The organism is Intestinimonas massiliensis (ex Afouda et al. 2020) (assembly GCF_001244995.1).
In the GTDB taxonomy this organism is placed as follows: Bacteria; Bacillota; Clostridia; order Oscillospirales; family Oscillospiraceae; genus Intestinimonas; species Intestinimonas massiliensis.
In genome coordinates, this window is record NZ_LN869529.1 from 2251310 (window position 1) to 2269150 (window position 17841).

General features: G+C 65.0%; 20 protein-coding genes. 11 read left to right on the top strand and 9 right to left on the bottom strand.

Going from position 1 to position 17841, the window contains the following annotated elements:
* Nucleotides 1-6 precede the first annotated feature (6 nt).
* The 11 genes from BN2154_RS14765 (at nucleotide 7) to BN2154_RS14815 (ending at nucleotide 8772) form a co-directional block, all read left to right on the top strand.
* Nucleotides 7-954: a 2-hydroxyacid dehydrogenase gene (locus BN2154_RS14765; RefSeq protein WP_050619504.1), complete on the top strand. Its 948-nt coding sequence runs from the start codon at nucleotides 7-9 to the stop codon at nucleotides 952-954.
* A gap of 175 nt (nucleotides 955-1129) precedes the next feature.
* Nucleotides 1130-1915 (top strand): DUF3298 and DUF4163 domain-containing protein, encoded by a 786-nt coding sequence (locus tag BN2154_RS14770; protein ID WP_050619505.1) that lies wholly within the window; start codon nucleotides 1130-1132, stop codon nucleotides 1913-1915.
* Nucleotides 1916-1933: 18 nt separating this feature from the next.
* Nucleotides 1934-3292, top strand: coding sequence for a 23S rRNA (uracil(1939)-C(5))-methyltransferase RlmD (rlmD, locus tag BN2154_RS14775; protein WP_050619506.1), 1359 nt, complete (start codon nucleotides 1934-1936; stop codon nucleotides 3290-3292).
* A gap of 96 nt (nucleotides 3293-3388) precedes the next feature.
* Nucleotides 3389-3787 carry a DUF3783 domain-containing protein gene (locus BN2154_RS14780; protein ID WP_050619507.1) on the top strand — a complete coding sequence of 133 codons (399 nt, stop codon included), beginning with the start codon at nucleotides 3389-3391 and terminating at the stop codon, nucleotides 3785-3787.
* 108 nt (nucleotides 3788-3895) lie between these two features.
* A complete protein-coding gene (locus BN2154_RS14785) occupies nucleotides 3896-4666 on the top strand; it encodes a threonine/serine exporter family protein (RefSeq protein ID WP_050619508.1) in 771 nt (256 codons plus the stop codon).
* Nucleotides 4667-5128 carry a threonine/serine exporter family protein gene (locus BN2154_RS14790; RefSeq protein ID WP_050619509.1) on the top strand — a complete coding sequence of 154 codons (462 nt, stop codon included), beginning with the start codon at nucleotides 4667-4669 and terminating at the stop codon, nucleotides 5126-5128.
* 19 nt (nucleotides 5129-5147) lie between these two features.
* Nucleotides 5148-5846: a YjjG family noncanonical pyrimidine nucleotidase gene (locus BN2154_RS14795; protein ID WP_050619510.1), complete on the top strand. Its 699-nt coding sequence runs from the start codon at nucleotides 5148-5150 to the stop codon at nucleotides 5844-5846.
* Between the two features lie 30 nt (nucleotides 5847-5876).
* Nucleotides 5877-6791, top strand: coding sequence for a GDSL-type esterase/lipase family protein (locus tag BN2154_RS14800; RefSeq protein WP_050619511.1), 915 nt, complete (start codon nucleotides 5877-5879; stop codon nucleotides 6789-6791).
* A gap of 15 nt (nucleotides 6792-6806) precedes the next feature.
* Nucleotides 6807-7280, top strand: a complete 474-nt coding sequence (locus BN2154_RS14805; protein ID WP_050619512.1) for a DUF4358 domain-containing protein — start codon at nucleotides 6807-6809, stop codon at nucleotides 7278-7280.
* A gap of 123 nt (nucleotides 7281-7403) precedes the next feature.
* The gene (locus BN2154_RS14810; protein WP_050619513.1) at nucleotides 7404-7937 is read left to right on the top strand and encodes an RNA polymerase sigma factor; all 534 of its coding nucleotides are present in this window, start codon (nucleotides 7404-7406) and stop codon (nucleotides 7935-7937) included.
* Nucleotides 7900-8772 (top strand): anti-sigma-V factor rsiV, encoded by an 873-nt coding sequence (locus BN2154_RS14815; protein WP_050619514.1) that lies wholly within the window; start codon nucleotides 7900-7902, stop codon nucleotides 8770-8772. Before BN2154_RS14810 ends, BN2154_RS14815 begins: the two co-directional genes overlap by 38 nt.
* Nucleotides 8773-8811: 39 nt before the next feature.
* Here the strand turns inward: BN2154_RS14815 and obgE are convergent, their stop codons facing one another.
* From obgE to ppdK, 9 genes are all read right to left on the bottom strand, one after another.
* A complete protein-coding gene (gene obgE, locus BN2154_RS14820; protein ID WP_050619515.1) occupies nucleotides 8812-10089 on the bottom strand; it encodes a GTPase ObgE in 1278 nt (425 codons plus the stop codon).
* Nucleotides 10090-10168: 79 nt separating this feature from the next.
* On the bottom strand, nucleotides 10169-10456 hold the full coding sequence (rpmA, locus tag BN2154_RS14825) for a 50S ribosomal protein L27 (RefSeq protein ID WP_050619516.1): 288 nt from the start codon (nucleotides 10454-10456) through the stop codon (nucleotides 10169-10171).
* Nucleotides 10457-10460: 4 nt separating this feature from the next.
* Nucleotides 10461-10796 carry a ribosomal-processing cysteine protease Prp gene (locus BN2154_RS14830; protein WP_050619517.1) on the bottom strand — a complete coding sequence of 112 codons (336 nt, stop codon included), beginning with the start codon at nucleotides 10794-10796 and terminating at the stop codon, nucleotides 10461-10463.
* 2 nt (nucleotides 10797-10798) lie between these two features.
* Entirely contained in the window at nucleotides 10799-11110 is a 312-nt protein-coding gene (gene rplU, locus BN2154_RS14835; RefSeq protein ID WP_050619518.1) for a 50S ribosomal protein L21, read from the bottom strand.
* Nucleotides 11111-11281: 171 nt separating this feature from the next.
* Nucleotides 11282-12412, bottom strand: coding sequence for a metallophosphoesterase (locus BN2154_RS14840; protein WP_050619519.1), 1131 nt, complete (start codon nucleotides 12410-12412; stop codon nucleotides 11282-11284).
* Between the two features lie 97 nt (nucleotides 12413-12509).
* Complete coding sequence (gene prmA / locus BN2154_RS14845; RefSeq protein ID WP_242853770.1) at nucleotides 12510-13448, bottom strand: 50S ribosomal protein L11 methyltransferase; 939 nt, start codon at nucleotides 13446-13448, stop codon at nucleotides 12510-12512.
* Nucleotides 13448-14320 (bottom strand): DegV family protein, encoded by an 873-nt coding sequence (locus BN2154_RS14850; RefSeq protein WP_050619521.1) that lies wholly within the window; start codon nucleotides 14318-14320, stop codon nucleotides 13448-13450. Before BN2154_RS14850 ends, prmA begins: the two co-directional genes overlap by 1 nt.
* Before the next feature lie 54 nt (nucleotides 14321-14374).
* Nucleotides 14375-14917, bottom strand: a complete 543-nt coding sequence (locus BN2154_RS14855) for a DUF1836 domain-containing protein (RefSeq protein ID WP_050619522.1) — start codon at nucleotides 14915-14917, stop codon at nucleotides 14375-14377.
* 232 nt (nucleotides 14918-15149) lie between these two features.
* Nucleotides 15150-17783, bottom strand: coding sequence for a pyruvate, phosphate dikinase (gene ppdK / locus BN2154_RS14860; protein ID WP_050619523.1), 2634 nt, complete (start codon nucleotides 17781-17783; stop codon nucleotides 15150-15152).
* Nucleotides 17784-17841: the final 58 nt, after the last annotated feature.

Consider the following 17841-nt stretch of genomic DNA (forward strand, 5'->3'; position numbering starts at 1 on the left):
TCCCCTATGAAAATCGTCCTGCTGGAATCCCTGGGCGTTCCGGAAGAGGTCCTGAACGCCTGCGCCAAGCCCCTGACCGACGCGGGGCACACCTTCGTCGCCTATCCCAGGGACACCGATCCCCAGGTGCAGATCGCCCGCGCCGGGGACGCCGACGTCATCATGATCGCCAACATGCCCCTGAGGGGGGAGGTCATCGCCGCCTGCCCCAACCTGAAGTACATCGACGTGGCCTTTACCGGCGTGGACCACGTGGACCTGGAGGCCGCCCGGGCCAAAGGGGTCCGGGTCTCCAACGCGGCGGGCTACTCAACGGAGGCGGTGGCCGAGCTGAGTCTGGGCCTGATGCTCTCCCTGCTGCGCAACGTGCCTCAGGTGGAGTCCCGCTGCCGCTCCGGCCAGACCAAGGACGGCCTGGTGGGGGTGGAGCTCCGGGGCAAGACGGTGGGCATCGTGGGTGTCGGAGCCATCGGCCTCCGGACCGCCGAGCTGTGCCATGCCTTCGGGTGCCGGGTGCTGGGCTATAAGCGCCATGTGAGGGGGGACGAGCCCGCCTTTGTCTCCTTCGTCTCCCTGGATGAGCTGCTGGCCCAGTCGGACATCGTCTCGCTCCACTGCCCTCTGAACGACGACTCCCGGGGCCTCATCGGCCGGGAGAACATCGCCAAGATGAAGCGGGGGGCCTATGTCATCAACGCCGCCCGCGGCCCGGTGGTGGACTCCCAGGCCCTGGCCGACGCGCTGAACAGCGGCTACCTGGCGGGCGCGGGCATCGACGTGTTCGAGGCCGAGCCTCCGCTGGATACCGCTCATCCCCTGCTCCACAGCAAGAACACCATCGTCACCCCCCATGTGGCCTTCGCCTCCGCCGAGTCCATGGAGGCCCGCTGCCGGATCGTCTTTGACAACATCCGGCAGTGGCTGGCCGGCGAGCCGGCCAACGTCGTCCTGTAAGTCCGTCCGGCTCTCAGCGGGACCGGCCCTTTGGGGGCCGGTCCTTTTTGTCCTCCGCCCCAATGGTGACAAAACGGTCTCAATTCCAATTTCCCGGTTTACGGCGCCGGCTTGGGATGTTAAAATAGAGCAGAACCGTTTGACATAAATCCGCCTTTTTCGAAGGAGGTCTCCCATGCGTATCCGAATCCTTCCCGCCGTTCTGGCTCTGACCCTGGTCCTGTGTGCCTGCTCGCCCGCCCCGGCGGAATCCACGCCTGCCCCCACGCCCACGCCGTCCCCCACCCCTTCCGAGAGCCTGCCCGCCCCCACGCCTGGGGAGCTGACCTGGACCGATCAGGTGTTTCAAAAGACCTGGACCACGGAAGACGGCGTCCAGCTCATGACCGCCCGGTATGTGCTGCCCGCCGCCGAGCACCCGGAGAACGATCCGGCCTGGGCCATCATCACCGAGTATTTCAAGGGGCAGGGGGAAGCCTATCTGGAGCAGGCTGAGGACACTGCCGGCTTTGCCGAGGGCGACTACGACATCGCCCAAGCCTCCAACTACGACTTCAGCCCCTACGCCGAGGAGGCCTCCTACACCGTCACCTACCAGAACGACAGCGTGGTCAGCTTTGTCCGCTCCTACTATTCCAACTTCGGCGCGGCCTACCCCACCGTCCTCCAGCTCTCCGAGCAGTTCAATCGGTACGACGGGGCCCGGCTCCACTTTTCCGACTTCTTCTCCGACCCGGAGGAGGCCCGCGCCCGGGTCCTGAAGGCCATCCACGCCGTCACCGACCCCCTGGAGGGCTACCGCTCCGCCGATGTGGACAGGCTCTTCCATGAGGACAACTTCTACCTTACCGACGAGGGCTTTGTGTTCTATTACCAGTCGGAGGCCATCGCCCCTCACGCGGCGGGCATCCCCGAATTTACCATTCCCTATACCGACCTGTCCGACCTGACGGTCCGCTGACAGACCCTGGAGGCACCTATGGAACCGTTTCGAAAAAATGACGTCGTCCGCCTGGATATCGAGCGCTTCGGCTCCGCCGGGGAGGGCGTGGCCCACCTGCCCGGGGGCATGGTGGTCTTTGTGGCGGGGGCGCTCCCCGGCGAGACCTGCCAGGTGCAGCTCCTGAAGGTGGGCAAAACCGCCGCCTGGGGCCGGATGCAGCAGGTGTGCGCGCCCTCCTCCGCCCGCCGGGCTCCCGACTGCGGCAGCTATCCTCGGTGCGGCGGCTGCCAGTTCCGGCACGCGGATTACGCCGCCGAGCTGGAGGCCAAGCGGCAGAAGGTGGCCGACGCCCTCCAGCGCATTGGGGGCGTCGATCTCCCCATTCCCGTAATTTTAGGGGCCGATTCTACTCAACGTTATCGCAACAAGGTGCAGTTTCCCATCTCCGCCGGGAAGGAGGGCCCCCGCATCGGCTTTTACCGCGCCCGGAGTCACGATGTGGTGGACGTGGAGGACTGCCTGCTCCAGCCGCCGGAGGCGGCGGCCATCGCGGCGGCCGTGCGGGCCTGGATGGCCGACTCCGGCGTTCCCGCCTACGACGAGGCCGCCCACTCGGGGCTGGTGCGCCACCTCTTTCTCCGCTTCGCCGCCTCGGGCGTCCTGTGCTGCCTGGTGGTAAACGGGGAGGCCGTCCCCGACCCCGACGGACTGGTGGACCGGCTGCGCCGGGCCGCCCCCGGCCTTACGGGAGTGGTGCTCTCGGTGAATCGGGACAGGACCAACGTGGTCCTGGGGAGGCGGCAGATCACCCTCTGGGGCCGGGACTGGCTGGAAGACACCCTGTGCGGCCTGACCTTCCGCATCTCCGTGCCCTCCTTCTACCAGGTGAACCGGGCCCAGACGGAGGTGCTGTACGCCAAGGCGGCGGAGTTTGCCGCGCTCACCGGGCGGGAGACCGTGCTGGACCTGTACTGTGGCATCGGCACCATCTCGCTGGTGATGGCCAGGACTGCCGGACGGGTCATCGGTGCGGAGATCGTCCCCGCGGCGGTGGCGGACGCCGAGGCCAACGCCCGGCGCAACGGCATCCGGAACGCGGAATTTTTCTGCGCCGACGCCGCCGACGCCGCCCGCCGTCTGGCGGGGGAGGGCCTGCGCCCTGACGTGGTGTGTGTGGACCCGCCCCGGAAGGGCCTGGCCGCCGGCGTGGTGGAGACCATCGCCGGCATGGCGCCGGACCGTGTGATCTACGTTTCCTGCGACCCGGCCACCCTGGCCCGGGACGTGGCCCGCTTCGCCCCGCTGGGCTACGCCCCCGTCCAGGCCGTCGCGGTGGACCTGTTCCCCCGCACTGCCCACGTGGAGACGGTCTGCCGGCTGGAGCGCGGCGGCTGATCTTGCGCTCCTATTTTACCCCCGGCCGCTCATACATTACTATTATTACCATCCCCTGCGGGCGGCCCGTCCGCGCCTGTAGAAAGGAGCCTTACGATGGCACAAAACACAGAAATGGTCCTTTTTTACGCCCCCGACCCCGCCGATCCCGCCATTTTGAGAGCAAAGGGAATCTTTTTCCGTATGAAGGTACGCCTGCGCCCGGTCTCTCCCGACCAGCTCCACCAGACGGTGGGACATCTGGCCGGGCTCAAAGACTGTCCCGCCCGGGAGGCCCCCGACCCCTGCCCTGTGGTGGACCAGCCGATGCTGGTGCTCTGCGGCTTTTCCGCCTCCCGGCTGGACACCCTGCTGAAGCATCTGCGGCAGGCCCAGGTCCGCTTTCCCTATAAGGCGGTGCTCACCGCCACCAACCGGGACTGGCCGCTGTGCGACCTGTACCGGGAGCTGGTGGAGGAGCACCGCCAGATGAGCGGCCAGGACCCGGAGGGCTGATTCCTGGTATTTCCTGTGGAAATCGCTTGCATCCCGCCGGAAAAGGCGGTATCATGGCTTGGCTTGGCGCCGGACGTCAGACCCGCCGGGAAGGAGGACAGGGGCCCTTTGGATTACGACAAGCTGCTCACCCTGACCGGGGAGCTGGGCTACCGCCTGATGATGAGCGGGGCGGAGATCTACCGGGTGGAGGAGTCCGTCCGCTACCTGCTGGGCGCCTACGGCGTGGACACCGGCGAGGTATTCGCCATCCCCAACTGTCTGATCGTCAGCCTGCGCGCTTCGGGGCAGCGGCCCCTCACTGTGGTCCGCCGCATCCCCGGCCACGGCACCGACATCTACCGCATGGAGGCCCTCAACGACCTGTGCCGCCGCCTGTGCCAGGAGGTCCCCGACCTGGACGAGGCCTGGGTCCGGCTGGACCGGGTCCTGGCCGACCACACCCAGTTCCCCACCGCCGGGCAGCTTTTCGGCTACGCCCTGGGCGCCGCGGCCTTCTGTCTCTTCTTCGGCGGCACCCTGCGGGACGCCCTGTGCGGCGGCCTGTGCGGGCTGGCCATCGGGGCCAGCCTGCTGTTCATGGCCCGGCTGGGCACCAACCTGTTCTTCAAGACCATCGCCGGCGGCTTTGTCTGCGCCCTGCTGGCGGTGGCGCTCACCGTGGTCGGCCTGGGCCAGCACGCCAGCCTCATCATCACCGGCGCCATCATGACCCTGGTTCCCGGCATCGTTATCACCAACTTTATGCGGGACATCATTGCCGGGGACCTGATCTCCGGCCTCATCAAGCTGGCCGAGGCCCTGCTGACCGCCACAGGCATCGCCCTGGGCACCGGCCTGGCCCTGGCCCTGACCCGTCTGATCTGGGGGGTGGTGTAGATGGGCCTTTCCGACTACCTGGTCCCCTGCCTGTCGGCCTTTGCCGCCTGTCTGGGCTTCTGCATCATCTTCAACATCCGGGCCCCCGGCATGGTCATCTGCTCCATCGGCGGGGGGCTGTCCTGGCTGGTCTATCTGCTGGTGGGCCCGCTGACGGGCTACAGCGATCTGCTCCAGTCCTTCTGGGCGGCTGTATTTCTCTCCGCCTATTCCGAGGGGATGGCCCGGGTACGCAAGTGCCCGGTGACCGGCTACCTGCTGGTGGCCTTCCTGCCCCTGGTCCCCGGCGGCGGCATCTACAGTACCATGGAGCACGCCCTCAACGGGGAGAGCAGCCTGTTTCTCTCCACCGGCGCCCACACCCTGGGGGTGGCCGGAGCCCTGGCGGTAGGCATCCTGATGGTGTCCTCCCTGGTCCGGATGTACTCCGCCCTGCGCCGCCGGCGGCGGTCCAACCTGTGAGATAAAGTGAGGTCCCCATATGCCCCGTTACGACTACGTTTTGCTGGACGCCGACAACACCCTGTTTGACTTCGATCTGGCCGAGCACAAGGCCCTGGGTCTCACCCTGGCCGGCCACGGCATTCCCTTTACGCCGGAGGCCGAGCAGACCTATATCGACATCAACACCGCTCTTTGGTCCAAATTCGACCGCGGAGAGATCTCCCAGGGGGAGCTGGTGGTGGAGCGATTTTCCTCCTTCCTGCGGGCCGTGGGCCGGGCGGGCGACCCTGCGGAGCTCAACCGGTATTACCTCTCCCGCCTGGGAGAGCAGGGCGACCTGCTCCCGGGGGCGGAGGCGCTGTGCCGGGCCCTGGCCACCCGCTGCACCCTGGCCATCATCACCAACGGCGTCTCTTCTGCCCAGCGGGGCCGCTTTGCCCGCAGTCCGATTCAGGACTGCATTTCTCACCTTTTTATTTCGGAGGACATTGGATTCCACAAGCCCCGGCGGGAGTTTTTCGACGCCGTGCTCCACGATATGGGCATTTCCGACCCGGGCCGCGCCGTGGTGGTGGGCGACACCCCGGGCTCCGACATCCTGGGGGCCAAGAACGCCGGCCTGGACGCCGTCTGGTATAACCCCAAGGGCCGCCCCGCCCGCCCCGATTTGTCCCCGGTGCTGATTGCGGCAAATTTCGACCAGATCGAAAACTTTATCCTGGACCGGGGCGTCTAAGACCTAGAATACCGAAAGGGGGCGGGGCCCATGCCTACCGGCCTGGACCAGAAACCAGAGATCAAACAACATCCACCCAAGGGCAGGCGGCTGTGGCCGGTCCTGCTGTTATGCTGCGGCCTGGCCGCAGTCCTGTGCCTGTGGGCCGTTGCCAGCGCGCGGCAGTCGGTCGCCGGACCTGTTCCGGCCCCTCCGCCCGCGCCGGAGACGCCGCCTGCGTCGGAGCCGCCGCGCCCCACCGAGCCTCCGGAGGAGACCGTCTCCGCCGCGCCCCTCTACGATTTTTCCCAGCCGGCGCCGGAGGGCGGCGAGGCGGAGGAGGACTACTTCTCCGACGCCGTCTTTCTGGGCGACTCCCGCACCGACGGGCTGCGGCTGTACAGCGGCATCCGCCCCGGCGGCGTGATCTATCACAACGGCCTGATGGTCTTTGAGGCCGCCGATCGGGAAAACAAGTGTATCAAGGGGGCCGACGGACAAAAGCACGCCGTGCTGGAGCTGCTGGAGCAGAACACGTACGCCAAGGTGTACGTCATGTTCGGCGTCAACGAGCTGGGCTACGGCGACGACCAGGCGTTCTACGACACCTACGGCCAGTTCCTCGACCAGATCCGCCAGCTCCAGCCCGACGCCGTGCTCTACCTCCAGGCCATCATTCCGGTCAACGAAGAGGTGGCCAAGAAATACGATGGCCGGGCCTACGTCACCAACGCCAAGATCACCGAGTACAACACCCTGCTCCGGCAACTGGCTGAGGAGAAGCAGGTAGTCTACCTGGACCTGGCCTCCGCCCTGGCGGGGGAGGACGGCGTGCTCCCCGCCGAGGGCACCACCGACGGGGTCCACTTCCGCAGGGAGTGGTATCAAAAGTGGTACGCCTACCTGCGCACCCACACCGTGGATGCGCAGACCTATTGGGGGAGCCTGTCGGACCCGGTGTCCTGAAAGGAGCTGTTTGCCATGAGAACGAGAACAAGGGTCTGCCTGCTGGCGCTGTGCGCCGCGCTGCTGACCGGCTGCGGGGGCCCGACGGAGGGGGCCAAGGCCTACGACCCCGCCGCCGCGGCCCAGGCTCTGCTGGACGCCAAGGTCTTTGACCAGGAGCTGGAGGTCCTGGACGCCGACCTGGCGGGGTCCTATCTGGGCCTGTCTTCCGAGCCGGAGGAGGCCGTGGTCTATACCTCCCTGGAGGGGGGCTACGAGGAGCTGGCGGTGCTGCGGATGGCCGATGCGGAGGCCGCCGCGGCCGCGCTGGGGGCCGTCCAGGCCCATGTATCCGACCGGCGGGAGAGCGAGGCCGAGACCCAGTACAAGCCGGAGGACCTCCCCAAGCTGGAGAAGGCTCTGACCGAGCAGGCGGGGAACACCGTGCTGCTGGTGGTGTGCGCCGACTATGACGCCGCCCAGAAGGCTCTGGACGCACTGGGATCCTGAGTGCCCATATCGGGCCCGGAGCGCGTCTCCGAGCCCTTTTTTCAAAACTTTTGCGGCCCCGGCAACTTTTTGACCCTGCGGCGGGTCTAAGTAACAGAACGCATCCAGGAGGTGAGCCCCGGCTTGAACATCCATACCGCCCACAACCGCCAGCTTTTGGTGGACTATATCACGGCGGGACAGGCCGACTTCTACCGCCTGGCCTACAGCTACGTCAAGAATCGGGACGCAGCTCTGGACGTGGTGCAGGAGTCCATCGTCAAGGCGCTGACCAAGATCGACTCCCTCCGGGAGCCCGCCTACCTCAGGACCTGGTTCTACCGCATCCTGCTCAATGAGAGCATGAACTATTTCCGCAGGAACCAGCGGCTCCTCTCCCTGGAGGACGCCGTCTGGGACCGGGGGGCCGAGGACCCGGACCCAGCGGAGCGGCTGGACCTCCACGCCGCCATCGAGGCCCTCAGCGACGCTGAGCAGGCGGTGGTGCGCCTGCGGTTTTTTGAGGACCTGAAGCTGGAGGAGATCGCACAGGTCACCGATACCAATCTGAACACGGTAAAGTCCCGGCTGTATAAGGCTCTGAAAAAGCTGCGGGACATGACAGGAGAGGAGGTCAGTGATGAACCGGCAGATGGAGCGCGCCAGGGCGCGCTATAAAGAAGTGGAGCTCCCGGCGGAGCTGGATTTTGCCGTAGCCTCGGCCATTCGGGCCGGGGACCGGAAGCGGCGCTCCCGGGATGGCCTCCGCCGCACGGCGGCGGTGCTGGCGTCCTGCTGCGCCTGCTTCGTGCTGCTGCTGAACGTCAGCCCCACCTTTGCCCAGGCGGTGGAGGCCGTCCCGGTGCTGGGCGCCCTGGCCCGGGTGGTCACCGTGCGGGAATACCGGATCGAGGACAAGGAGCACCTCATCGACGTGCGCCTGCCCGCCCTGGAGAACACCGGCAACACCGACCTGGAGCAGCGCGTCAATACCGAGATCTCCACCCGCATCCAGCAGGTGCTGGACGAGGCGGAGGCTCGGGCCCGGGCGGACAAGGAGGCCTTTGTGGCCACCGGCGGCCAGGCGGAGGACTTTATCCCCATCATCATCGACGTGGACTACGAGATCAAGTGCCAAAACGGACACTACCTGTCCTTCGTCCTCACCAAGACCGAGACCCTGGCCAACGCCTACACCGAGTATTACGCCTACAACATCGACCTGGAGACCGGCCGTGAACTGACTCTCCGGGACCTGCTGGGCCCCGACTGGAGGCGCATCGCCAATGAAGCTGTCCGGGCCGGTATCGACGAGCGCAGTCAGGACCCGGCCAACGTCTACTTTGACGGTTCGGACGGCATTGAGGGCTTCCAGTCCATCCGGGACGACCAGCCCTTCTACCTCAATGAATCCGGAAGCCCGGTGGTGGTCTTCTCGAAATACGAGATCGCCCCGGGCTACATGGGCATGCAGGAATTTGAGGTGGGTTCCCTGCTGCCGGACGACGCATAAAAAGCGCCGCGCACCCATTGGGTGCGCGGCTTTTTATCGCTATCTCCGGTACTCGAACTCCAGATTGTAGAGGGACACGGTGTCTCCGTCCTGAATGCCCATAGCCTCCAGCCGGTCGAAAAGGCCGGACTCCCGGAGCATCCGGTCGAACCAGTTCCGCGACTCGTAGTCCCCGAAGTTGACGTTGGCCATGAGCCGCTGGAGCCAGGGCCCGTCCACGATCCAGGTGTCGTCCTCGTGGACGATGCGGACCTCCCCGGAGGTGTCGATCTCCGGCGGGGCGGGTACGTAGTCCGGCTCGTAGACGGCGATGGGGGGCAGGTTCTCCAGCTCCCGGGCGGCGGCGAAGACCAGCTCCCGCACCCCCTGGCCGGTGGCGGCGGAGATCTCAAAGAAGGGCATCCCCCGGGCCTCCACGTGGGCGCGCAGCCGGTCCACCAGCGTCCGGTCCCCGGCGATGTCGGCCTTGTTGCCCGCCACCAGCATCCGGCGGGAGGCCAGCGTGGGGCTGTACTGCCGGAGCTCCTCGTTGATGGCCTCGAAATCGGCCACTGGGTCCCGGCCTTCGCTGCCCGACACGTCCACCATGTGGATGAGCAGGCGGCAGCGGTCGATGTGCCGCAAAAAGTCGTGCCCCAGCCCGGCCCCCTCGTGGGCGCCCTCGATGATGCCGGGGATGTCGGCCATGACGAAGGAGACCCCCTCCTCCACGTAGACCACACCCAGGTTGGGGAACAGGGTGGTGAAGTGGTAGTCGGCAATCTTGGGCCGCGCCTTGGACACCACGGAGAGCAGCGTGGACTTGCCCACGTTGGGGAAACCCACCAGCCCCACGTCGGCCAGCAGCTTCAGCTCCAGTACCACCTGGCGCTCCTGGCCGGGGAGCCCCGCCTTGGCAAACCGGGGCACCTGGCGGGTGGGGGTGGCGAAGTGCTTGTTGCCCCAGCCGCCGTTGCCCCCCCGGGCCAGCACAAAGGGCTGGGCGGAGGACATGTCGCAGATGATCTGATTGGTGTCGGCGTCCCGCACCACGGTGCCCAGGGGCACCTTGATGACCAGGTCCTGCCCGTCCTTGCCGGAGCAGCGCCTGCCCTGTCCGTCCATGCCGTTGCCCGCGGCGTATTTGCGCTTGTAGCGGAAGTCCATCAGGGTGGACATATGGCGGTCCACTTGGAGAAGGATGTCTCCTCCCCGGCCTCCATCGCCGCCGTCGGGCCCGCCGGCGGCCACGTACTTTTCCCGGTGGAAGGCCACGGCCCCGTTGCCGCCGTTGCCGGCCTTGACGGTGATTTTGGCGGTATCCACGAATGCTGGCATTGCCGCCACCTCCTTACATGATATGTGTCAAAGAAAGGGCCCCGAACGACGCGCGTTCGAGGCCCTTAGTATGCCCATTTTACTGCGCGATCTCCTCGATGATGGAGACCTGCTTGCGGTCCTTGCCCAGCCGCTCGAACTTGACCTTGCCGGTCTTGAGGGCAAACAGGGTGTCGTCGCTGCCCCTGCCCACGTTGACGCCGGGATGGATATGGGTGCCGCGCTGGCGCACCAGCACGTTGCCGGCCAGGACAAACTGGCCGTCGCCCCGCTTCACGCCCAGGCGCTTGGCCTTGGAATCGCGGCCGTTGCGGGTGGAGCCCACGCCCTTTTTATGGGCGAAGAACTGCAGTCCGATATTCAGCATGGTATTACACCTCCATGTCTAAGACGATGATATTTTCAGGGTACTCCTCGTGGAGCTGGACGCAGTAGACCATCAGGGCGGTCAGAAGGGTCTGACAGGTGCTCTCGTTGGTCTGTCCCAGTCCGCCGGGGAGCTTGAGGGAGATGGACGCGTCCTTTTCCTTCACCTTGACGGCGGCCTCCAGCCCCAGCACGTCGTTGACGGCGCACTCGGCAAGCCGGACGGCGCTGGTAACTGCGGCGCAGAGGACGTCCTCCCCCGGATCGGCCAGCCCGCTGTGTCCCTGGACGGTGAAGCCCGTCAGGCGGCTGCCCTCGGAATAAAATGTGACTTCGATCACAATTAAGCCTCGATCTTGCCGATGGTCACCTTGGTGTAGGGCTGACGATGGCCCTGACGGCGGCGGTAGCCCTTTTTGGGATTGTACTTGAAGATCATGACCTTCTTGCCCTTGCCGTTCTTCACTACGTTGGCCTCCACCTTGGCGCCCTCCACCACGGGAGTGCCGAAGGTGGCCTTGTCGCCGTCCACGACAGCCAGGACCTTGTCGAAGGTGACGGCCTCGCCGGCCTCGGCGTTCAGCTTTTCGATGAAGAGGGTGTCGCCCTCGGCCACCTTGTACTGCTTTCCGCCGGTCTCGATGATAGCATGCATGTTGTTTTCAACTCCTTCATAACGGGCTCGCTGTCGTAGGGGGAAGCGTGCGAGCTTCACTTTTTGTCACGCTTTGCACCCTCCACAACGGCCAATTGCTCCGGGATGCGCGGCGCCTCGTTGTCCCCATTCAAAGCGGCTTTAGCATTATATCAATGAAATATTCAAAAGTCAATCATTTTCCCGGATCTTTTCTTCCCTTTCCGGTCCCTTCAGGCGCCCGAAGTACCACCCGGTGACTCCGTCCTTTTTTACCAGGCGGCCCCGGGAGGTCTCCTCCACGATGGACAGCCGGTCCCCCGGCTCCACCGCCAGGCGGTAATCGCTGGTGTCCTCGCACCACTCCTGCTCCCCCCGCCTGCGCAAGTATTTGGTCAGTACCGGGAGGGTCCGTCCGGTGGCGGTGTGGCGGCACAGGGAGAACTCCGCTCCCCGTTCCAGCACCTCCACATCGTGGTCGGTCCAGTGGACGATGACCGGGTCGGCGCTCTCCGCCTGCCGGTCCAGAGCCACTCCCACCGGGCAGTCGTCGTAGCTCACCCAGGAAAAGTCCCGGCTGTCCCCCTCCGGAATCACCAGGGCATTGAGCTGGCCGTCGCTTTTGAGGACGCAGCCGCCGTCGATGCTGATGATCTTTCGCTTCCGGTCGATGATGGGGTTGCAGCAGGGGTAATCCGTCCGGTAGAGGGTGACGGGCCAGTGTCCCACCACGCAGTATTTGGGGAAGGAGTACCCCTGGCTCATGAAGTCGTCGTTCTTCATGCACCGCCAGGCGTCCAGCTCCTCCATGGCCTCGTAGGAGGGCACCCCGCCGTGGACAAAGACAAAGTGCCCGGTCTCTAAAATGGTGGGCAGGCCCCGCAGGAACGCCAGCTCGGGCCGGAAGGACTCCAGCAGCCTTTCCCGCAGTCGGGGCAGGTCCCCCGGGCCCTCTACCCGGATGCCGGCCTCGGCCGCCATCTGCAAAATAAGGGCCCGCTCCTTCCACACGCTGAGGTAAAACCGGTAGAAGTCCCGGCCCAGCTCCCCGCCGCCGTAGGCAAAGTCCACAGCCAGATTGTCGCAGTTGCCGCACAGGGCGTACACCGTGTGGGCGGCGGAGAGCTCCATGATATACCGCAGGGTGGCCAGGCTGTCCGCCCCCTTCTCCACCAGGTCTCCCACCAGCACTAGAATGTCGTCCCCGGTGTAGCCCGCCTTGTCCAGCAGGGCCCGGAACCAGGGCAGGTTGCCGTGGATGTCGCTGACGGCCAAAATCCGCCGTCCGGCGGGGAACTCCACCCGCTTGACCACTGCCTTCATGGACTTCACCTCAAAACAGGATAATAATGTATTATATCATTTCTGCGGACAAAAGAGAAGGCGTTCCCGGAAGGTCCGGAAACGCCCCGCGTCCTTTTTACCGTGTGGCGGCAAAGGCCACCCAGCCGTCCCGCTCCTTCTTCTCCGTCACCCGAAGCCCGTGGCTCACCAGGGCGGTGCGGACCTCGTCGGCCCGGGTGTCGATGATGCCGGAGCACAGGAACATCCCGCCGGGCTCCAGCAGGCCCGGCACTTGGGCGGAGAGGGGGATGATGACGTCGGCCACGATGTTGGCCAATACCAGTTGGTATCGCTTTTGGGCCAGCTCGGCAGCCAGGGCCCGGTCGCTGAGCACGTCCCCCGCACGGACGGTATAGCGGCCGGCGCCGATGCCGTTCATGGCGGCGTTTTCATAGGCCACGCCCACGGCCTTGGGGTCGATGTCCACCCCCGCGGCTTCCTCCGCGCCCAGCAGTAGGGCGGCGATGGAGAGGATGCCGCTGCCGCAGCCCAGATCCAGCACCCGCCCGCCCGGGCGGACGTAGGTCTCCACCCCCTCCAGGCACAGGCGGGTGGAGGCGTGGCTACCGGTGCCGAAGATGAGGCCGGGGTTCAGGTAGAGGGGGGTGCGCCCCGCCGGGACCGGCTCCCCCTTCTCCCACTCGGGCACGATGTAGAGCCGCTCCCCCACGGACATGGGCTTGTAGTATTTCTGCCAGCTAGTGGCCCAGTCCTCCTCTCGAAGCCGGGCGGTAGCATAGGGGGCGTCGATGCCCGCCATCCAAGTCTCCAACTGCTTTTTCCCATCCGCGTCGTCGGTGACGTAGAACTTGACCCGCGCCGCCCCCTTCATGCGCTCCAGGAGCTGGTCGTCCACATAGTCCCAGTACTGCCGGTTCTGTTCCAGAAAGGTCTTGAAGTCCTCCTCGTCCTCGATGACCAGGCCTGTGGCCCCGTTCATGGTGAGGCGGGCGGCCAGGGTCTCCAGTTCGGGCTCGGTGGTCTCCACCGTCACCTCCAGCCAGATCGGGTCCATCAGCGCGTCCCTCCCACGAAGAAGAGCGCCACGCAGCCCGGCCCGGTGTGGGCGCCGATGACCGGCCCGATGTAGTTGAGGATGATCTCTTTGGCGCCGTACTTGGCCTGGATCTGATCGGCCACATACCGGGCGTCGGCCTCGCAGTCGCTGTGGCTGATGAACATGGTCTGGCTCGCCGGGTCGGTGGCGGTCTCCCCCACCTTTTTCACCAGAGCGTCCAGGGAGGCCTTCCGGCCCCGGGCCTTGCTGACGTTAATGAGATGCCCCTCATCGTCCACGTGCATGACCGGCTTGATCTGGAGCATGGTGCCCACCACGGCGGTGGCGGCGGAGACCCGGCCCCCCCGCTTCAGGTACATCAGGTCATCCACGGTGAACCAGTGGCAGATGTGGAGCTTGTTCGCCTCGACCCAGTCCCGGACCTCCTCGATGCTTTTTCCCTGCTTCTGAAGCCCCGCGGCCAGATAGAGGATAAGCCCCTGGCCCAGGGAGGCGCACAGGGTGTCCACGGCGTACACCTTCCGCTCCGGGTACTTTTCAGCCAATTCGTCCACGGCGATCTGCATGGAGCTGTAGGTGGCGGACAGGCCGGAGGAAAAGGCCAGCGTCAGCACATCCTTCCCGGCCTGGAGCAGGGGCTCGATGCCCTCGATGGCCTGCCCTACATTGACGGCGTTGGTGGTGGCCACGGCGCCGGCCGCCAGCCGGCGGTAAAACTCCTTGGGGGCCATGTCGCGGTTATCCGTGTAATTGTAGTAGGTCTTGCCCTCCATGGTAAAGGCCAGGGGCAGCACCTCCACTCCCAGCGCCTGAACCATCTCGTGGCTCAGGTCGGCGGACGAGTCGGTGACAATGACAAATTGGCTCATTCGGTTGATTCCCTCCTGTATTATAAAAAGAACATTTGAGCTTTTGAAATCGGTCTACCCCTCTTTGACCCGCCGCTTCCGCTCCGCCTTGGTGGCTTCCTGGGGCGCGATCAGGTCCAGGATGCGCTGGCAGGCCAGTTGGTCGGCGTAGCTGCGCAGAGCCAGACTCAGGGCCAGCCCGGCCAGCTCCTCCCGGGGGGTGTCCGGGTCCAGGGCGTCGGCAGTGCGCTCCAGAGCCATATCCATCTGGCCCAAAAATTTGGCGTACAGGGCCCAGTCCTCCTCCCCCTCGGCGGCGGCGTGGAGCAGGGCCTTGGTCTCCCGGACGGAGAGCACCCGCTTAAGGGCGCAGATGGCGGTGAGATAGGCCAGGTGAGTGCGGCCGTATTTTTTCCCGTCCGCCCGGGGTAGCAGTCCGTCCTTGATGTAGTTGTTGACCATGGCCGGGGTGAGAGCATCTCTCCCGGCATAGGAGATGAGCTGCCGGGGCATGTAGGAGACGACCTGGTCCATATACAGCCCGATATCGGGCAGGTCCCGCCACTGGGCGGGCCGCTCCTGACTGAGCCGTTCCTTCAATTCCTTCAGTTCGTCCACGAACGGGCGCTCCCCTTTCCGATTTTAAATATCACATCACGGCATTTCTGGTGCATTATACCACATACCATCCGGCCCTGTAAAGGCGCAATCCCGCCGCATTTCAAGTTTTAAAGCGACATAACAATATTATGTGGACTTTCGTCAAAAGACGACGCGGGTTCGGCCTCAACGCAACAAGCGTGCGCCAGATTGCTCCGGCGCACGCTTGCTTCTTGGGCATGTTTTTCTTTTACCGGGGGAACTTGATGGCAGCCTGGGCGGCGGCCAGCCGGGCGATGGGCACCCGGTAGGGGGAGCAGGATACGTAATGCAGGCCGGTCTTGTGGAAGAACTCCACCGAGGTGGGGTCGCCGCCGTGCTCACCGCAGATCCCCAGATGGATGTCGGGGCGGGTGGTCTTACCCAGCTTGACAGCCATATCCACCAGCTTGCCCACACCCTTCTGGTCCAGGTGGGCGAAGGGGTCGGACTCGTAGATTTTGTTGTCGTAGTAGTAGCCCAGGAACTTGCCGGCGTCGTCGCGGGAGAAGCCGAAGGTCATCTGGGTCAGGTCGTTGGTGCCAAAGGAGAAGAACTCCGCCTCCCGGGCGATCTCGTCGGCGGTGAGAGCGGCCCTGGGGATCTCGATCATGGTGCCCACCTCATACCGCATCTCCAGCCCGGAGGCGGCGATCAGCCGGTCGGCGGTGGCCGCCACCATGTCCTTGACAAATTTGAGCTCCTTGACCTCGCCCACCAGAGGGATCATGATCTCGGGAACCATCTTCCACTCGGGGTGCTTCTTCTGCACGCAGATGGCGGCGTTGATAACGGCTGTAGTCTGCATCTCGGCAATCTCCGGGTAAGAGACCGACAGCCGGCAGCCCCGGTGGCCCATCATGGGGTTAAACTCGTGGAGGCCGTCGATGACATTGTGGAGCTTTTCCACGGTGATGCCCAACTCGGCGGCGATCTCCCGGATGTCCTCCTCCTTGGTGGGCAGGAACTCATGCAGGGGGGGGTCCAGGAAACGGATGACTACGGGGCAGCCCTCCATGGCCTCGTAGATGCCCTCGAAGTCGCCCTGCTGATATGGCAGGATCTTGTCCAGTGCCTTTTTGCGGTCGGTGGTGTTGTCGGCCACGATCATCTCCCGCATGGCCTTGATGCGCTCGCCCTCGAAGAACATGTGCTCGGTGCGGCACAAACCGATGCCCTGAGCGCCGAAGGCCCGGCCCTGAGCCGCGTCCCTGGGGGTGTCGGCGTTGGTGTAGACCTGGAGCTGGCGGTACTGATCGGCCCAGCCCATGAAGCGGCCGAAATCGCCGGAAGCCACGTCAGCGGGCACGGTGGGGATGGCCTCGCCGTAGATGCTGCCGGTGGAGCCGTCGATGGAGATCCAGTCGCCCTCGTGGTAGTCCCGGCCCGACAGGGTAAACTTTTTGTCCGCGTAGTCCACCACAATTTCGCCGCAGCCGGACACGCAGCAGGTACCCATGCCACGGGCCACCACAGCGGCGTGAGAGGTCATGCCGCCCCGGACGGTGAGGATGCCCTGGGCCACCTGCATGCCCTCGATGTCCTCGGGGGAGGTCTCCAGCCGGACCAGGACCACCTTTTTGCCCGCGTCATGCCACTGCTTGGCGTCCTCGGCGGTAAACACCACCTGACCACAGGCGGCGCCCGGGGAGGCGGCCAGGCCCTTGCCGATGACGGCGGCTTTCTTCAGGGCCTCGGCGTCGAACTGGGGATGGAGCAGGGAGTCTAGCTGCTTGGGCTCCACCCGGAGCACGGCCTCTTTTTCGGAGATCATGCCCTCGTCCACCAGATCCACGGCCACCTTCAGGGCGGCGGCGGCAGTGCGCTTACCGTTGCGGGTCTGGAGCATATAGAGCTTGCCGTTCTCGATGGTAAACTCCATGTCCTGCATATCCTTATAGTGCTGCTCCAGCTTATTGGCGATGGCGGCAAACTGGTCGTAGACCGCGGGCATCTCCTCATGGAGCTTGGAGATGGGGGAGGGGGTGCGCACGCCGGCCACCACGTCCTCGCCCTGGGCGTTGATGAGGTATTCGCCAAACAGGGCCTTCTCTCCGGTGGCGGGATTGCGGGTGAAGGCCACACCGGTGCCGGAGCTGTCGCCGGAGTTGCCGAAGACCATGGACTGGACGTTGACGGCGGTGCCCCAGTCGTAGGGGATCTCGTTCATGCGGCGGTAGACGTTGGCCCGGGGGTTATCCCAGGAGCGGAACACGGCTTTGACGGCCTCCATGAGCTGCACATGGGGGTCCTGGGGGAAGTCCTCTCCCTTTTCGTCCCGGTAGAACTTCTTGAACCGGACCACCAGGTCCTTCAGATCGTCGGTGTCCAGCTCGGTGTCCAGCTTGACCCCCTTTTCCGCTTTCTTGGCGTCAATGATCTCTTCAAAGCGCTTCTTGGACAGCTCCATGACCACGTCGGAAAACATCTGGATAAAGCGGCGGTAGGAGTCGTAGGCAAAACGGGGGTTGCTGGTAAAGGCGGCCAGGCCCTCCACCACGGTGTCGTTGAGTCCCAGGTTGAGGATGGTGTCCATCATGCCGGGCATGGAGGCCCGGGCGCCGGAGCGGACCGACACCAGCAGGGGGTTGGCGGGCTGGCCGAACTGCTTGCCGGTGATCTCCTCCAGCTTGGTCAGGTGCTCCAGGATCTCGGCTTGGATCTCGGCGCGAATGGCGCGCCCGTCGTTATAATACTGGGTACAGGCCTCGGTGGTGACGGTGAAACCCTGGGGAACGGGCATGCCCAAGTTGGTCATCTCGGCCAGGTTGGCGCCCTTGCCGCCCAGCAGCTCCCGCATGGAGCCATTGCCCTCAGAAAACTGATATACGTATTTTTTTGCCATGAAAGGGTCCTCCTTTTTCACTTCTACAGCCTCATTGCTTCAGCAGAAACTATTATAA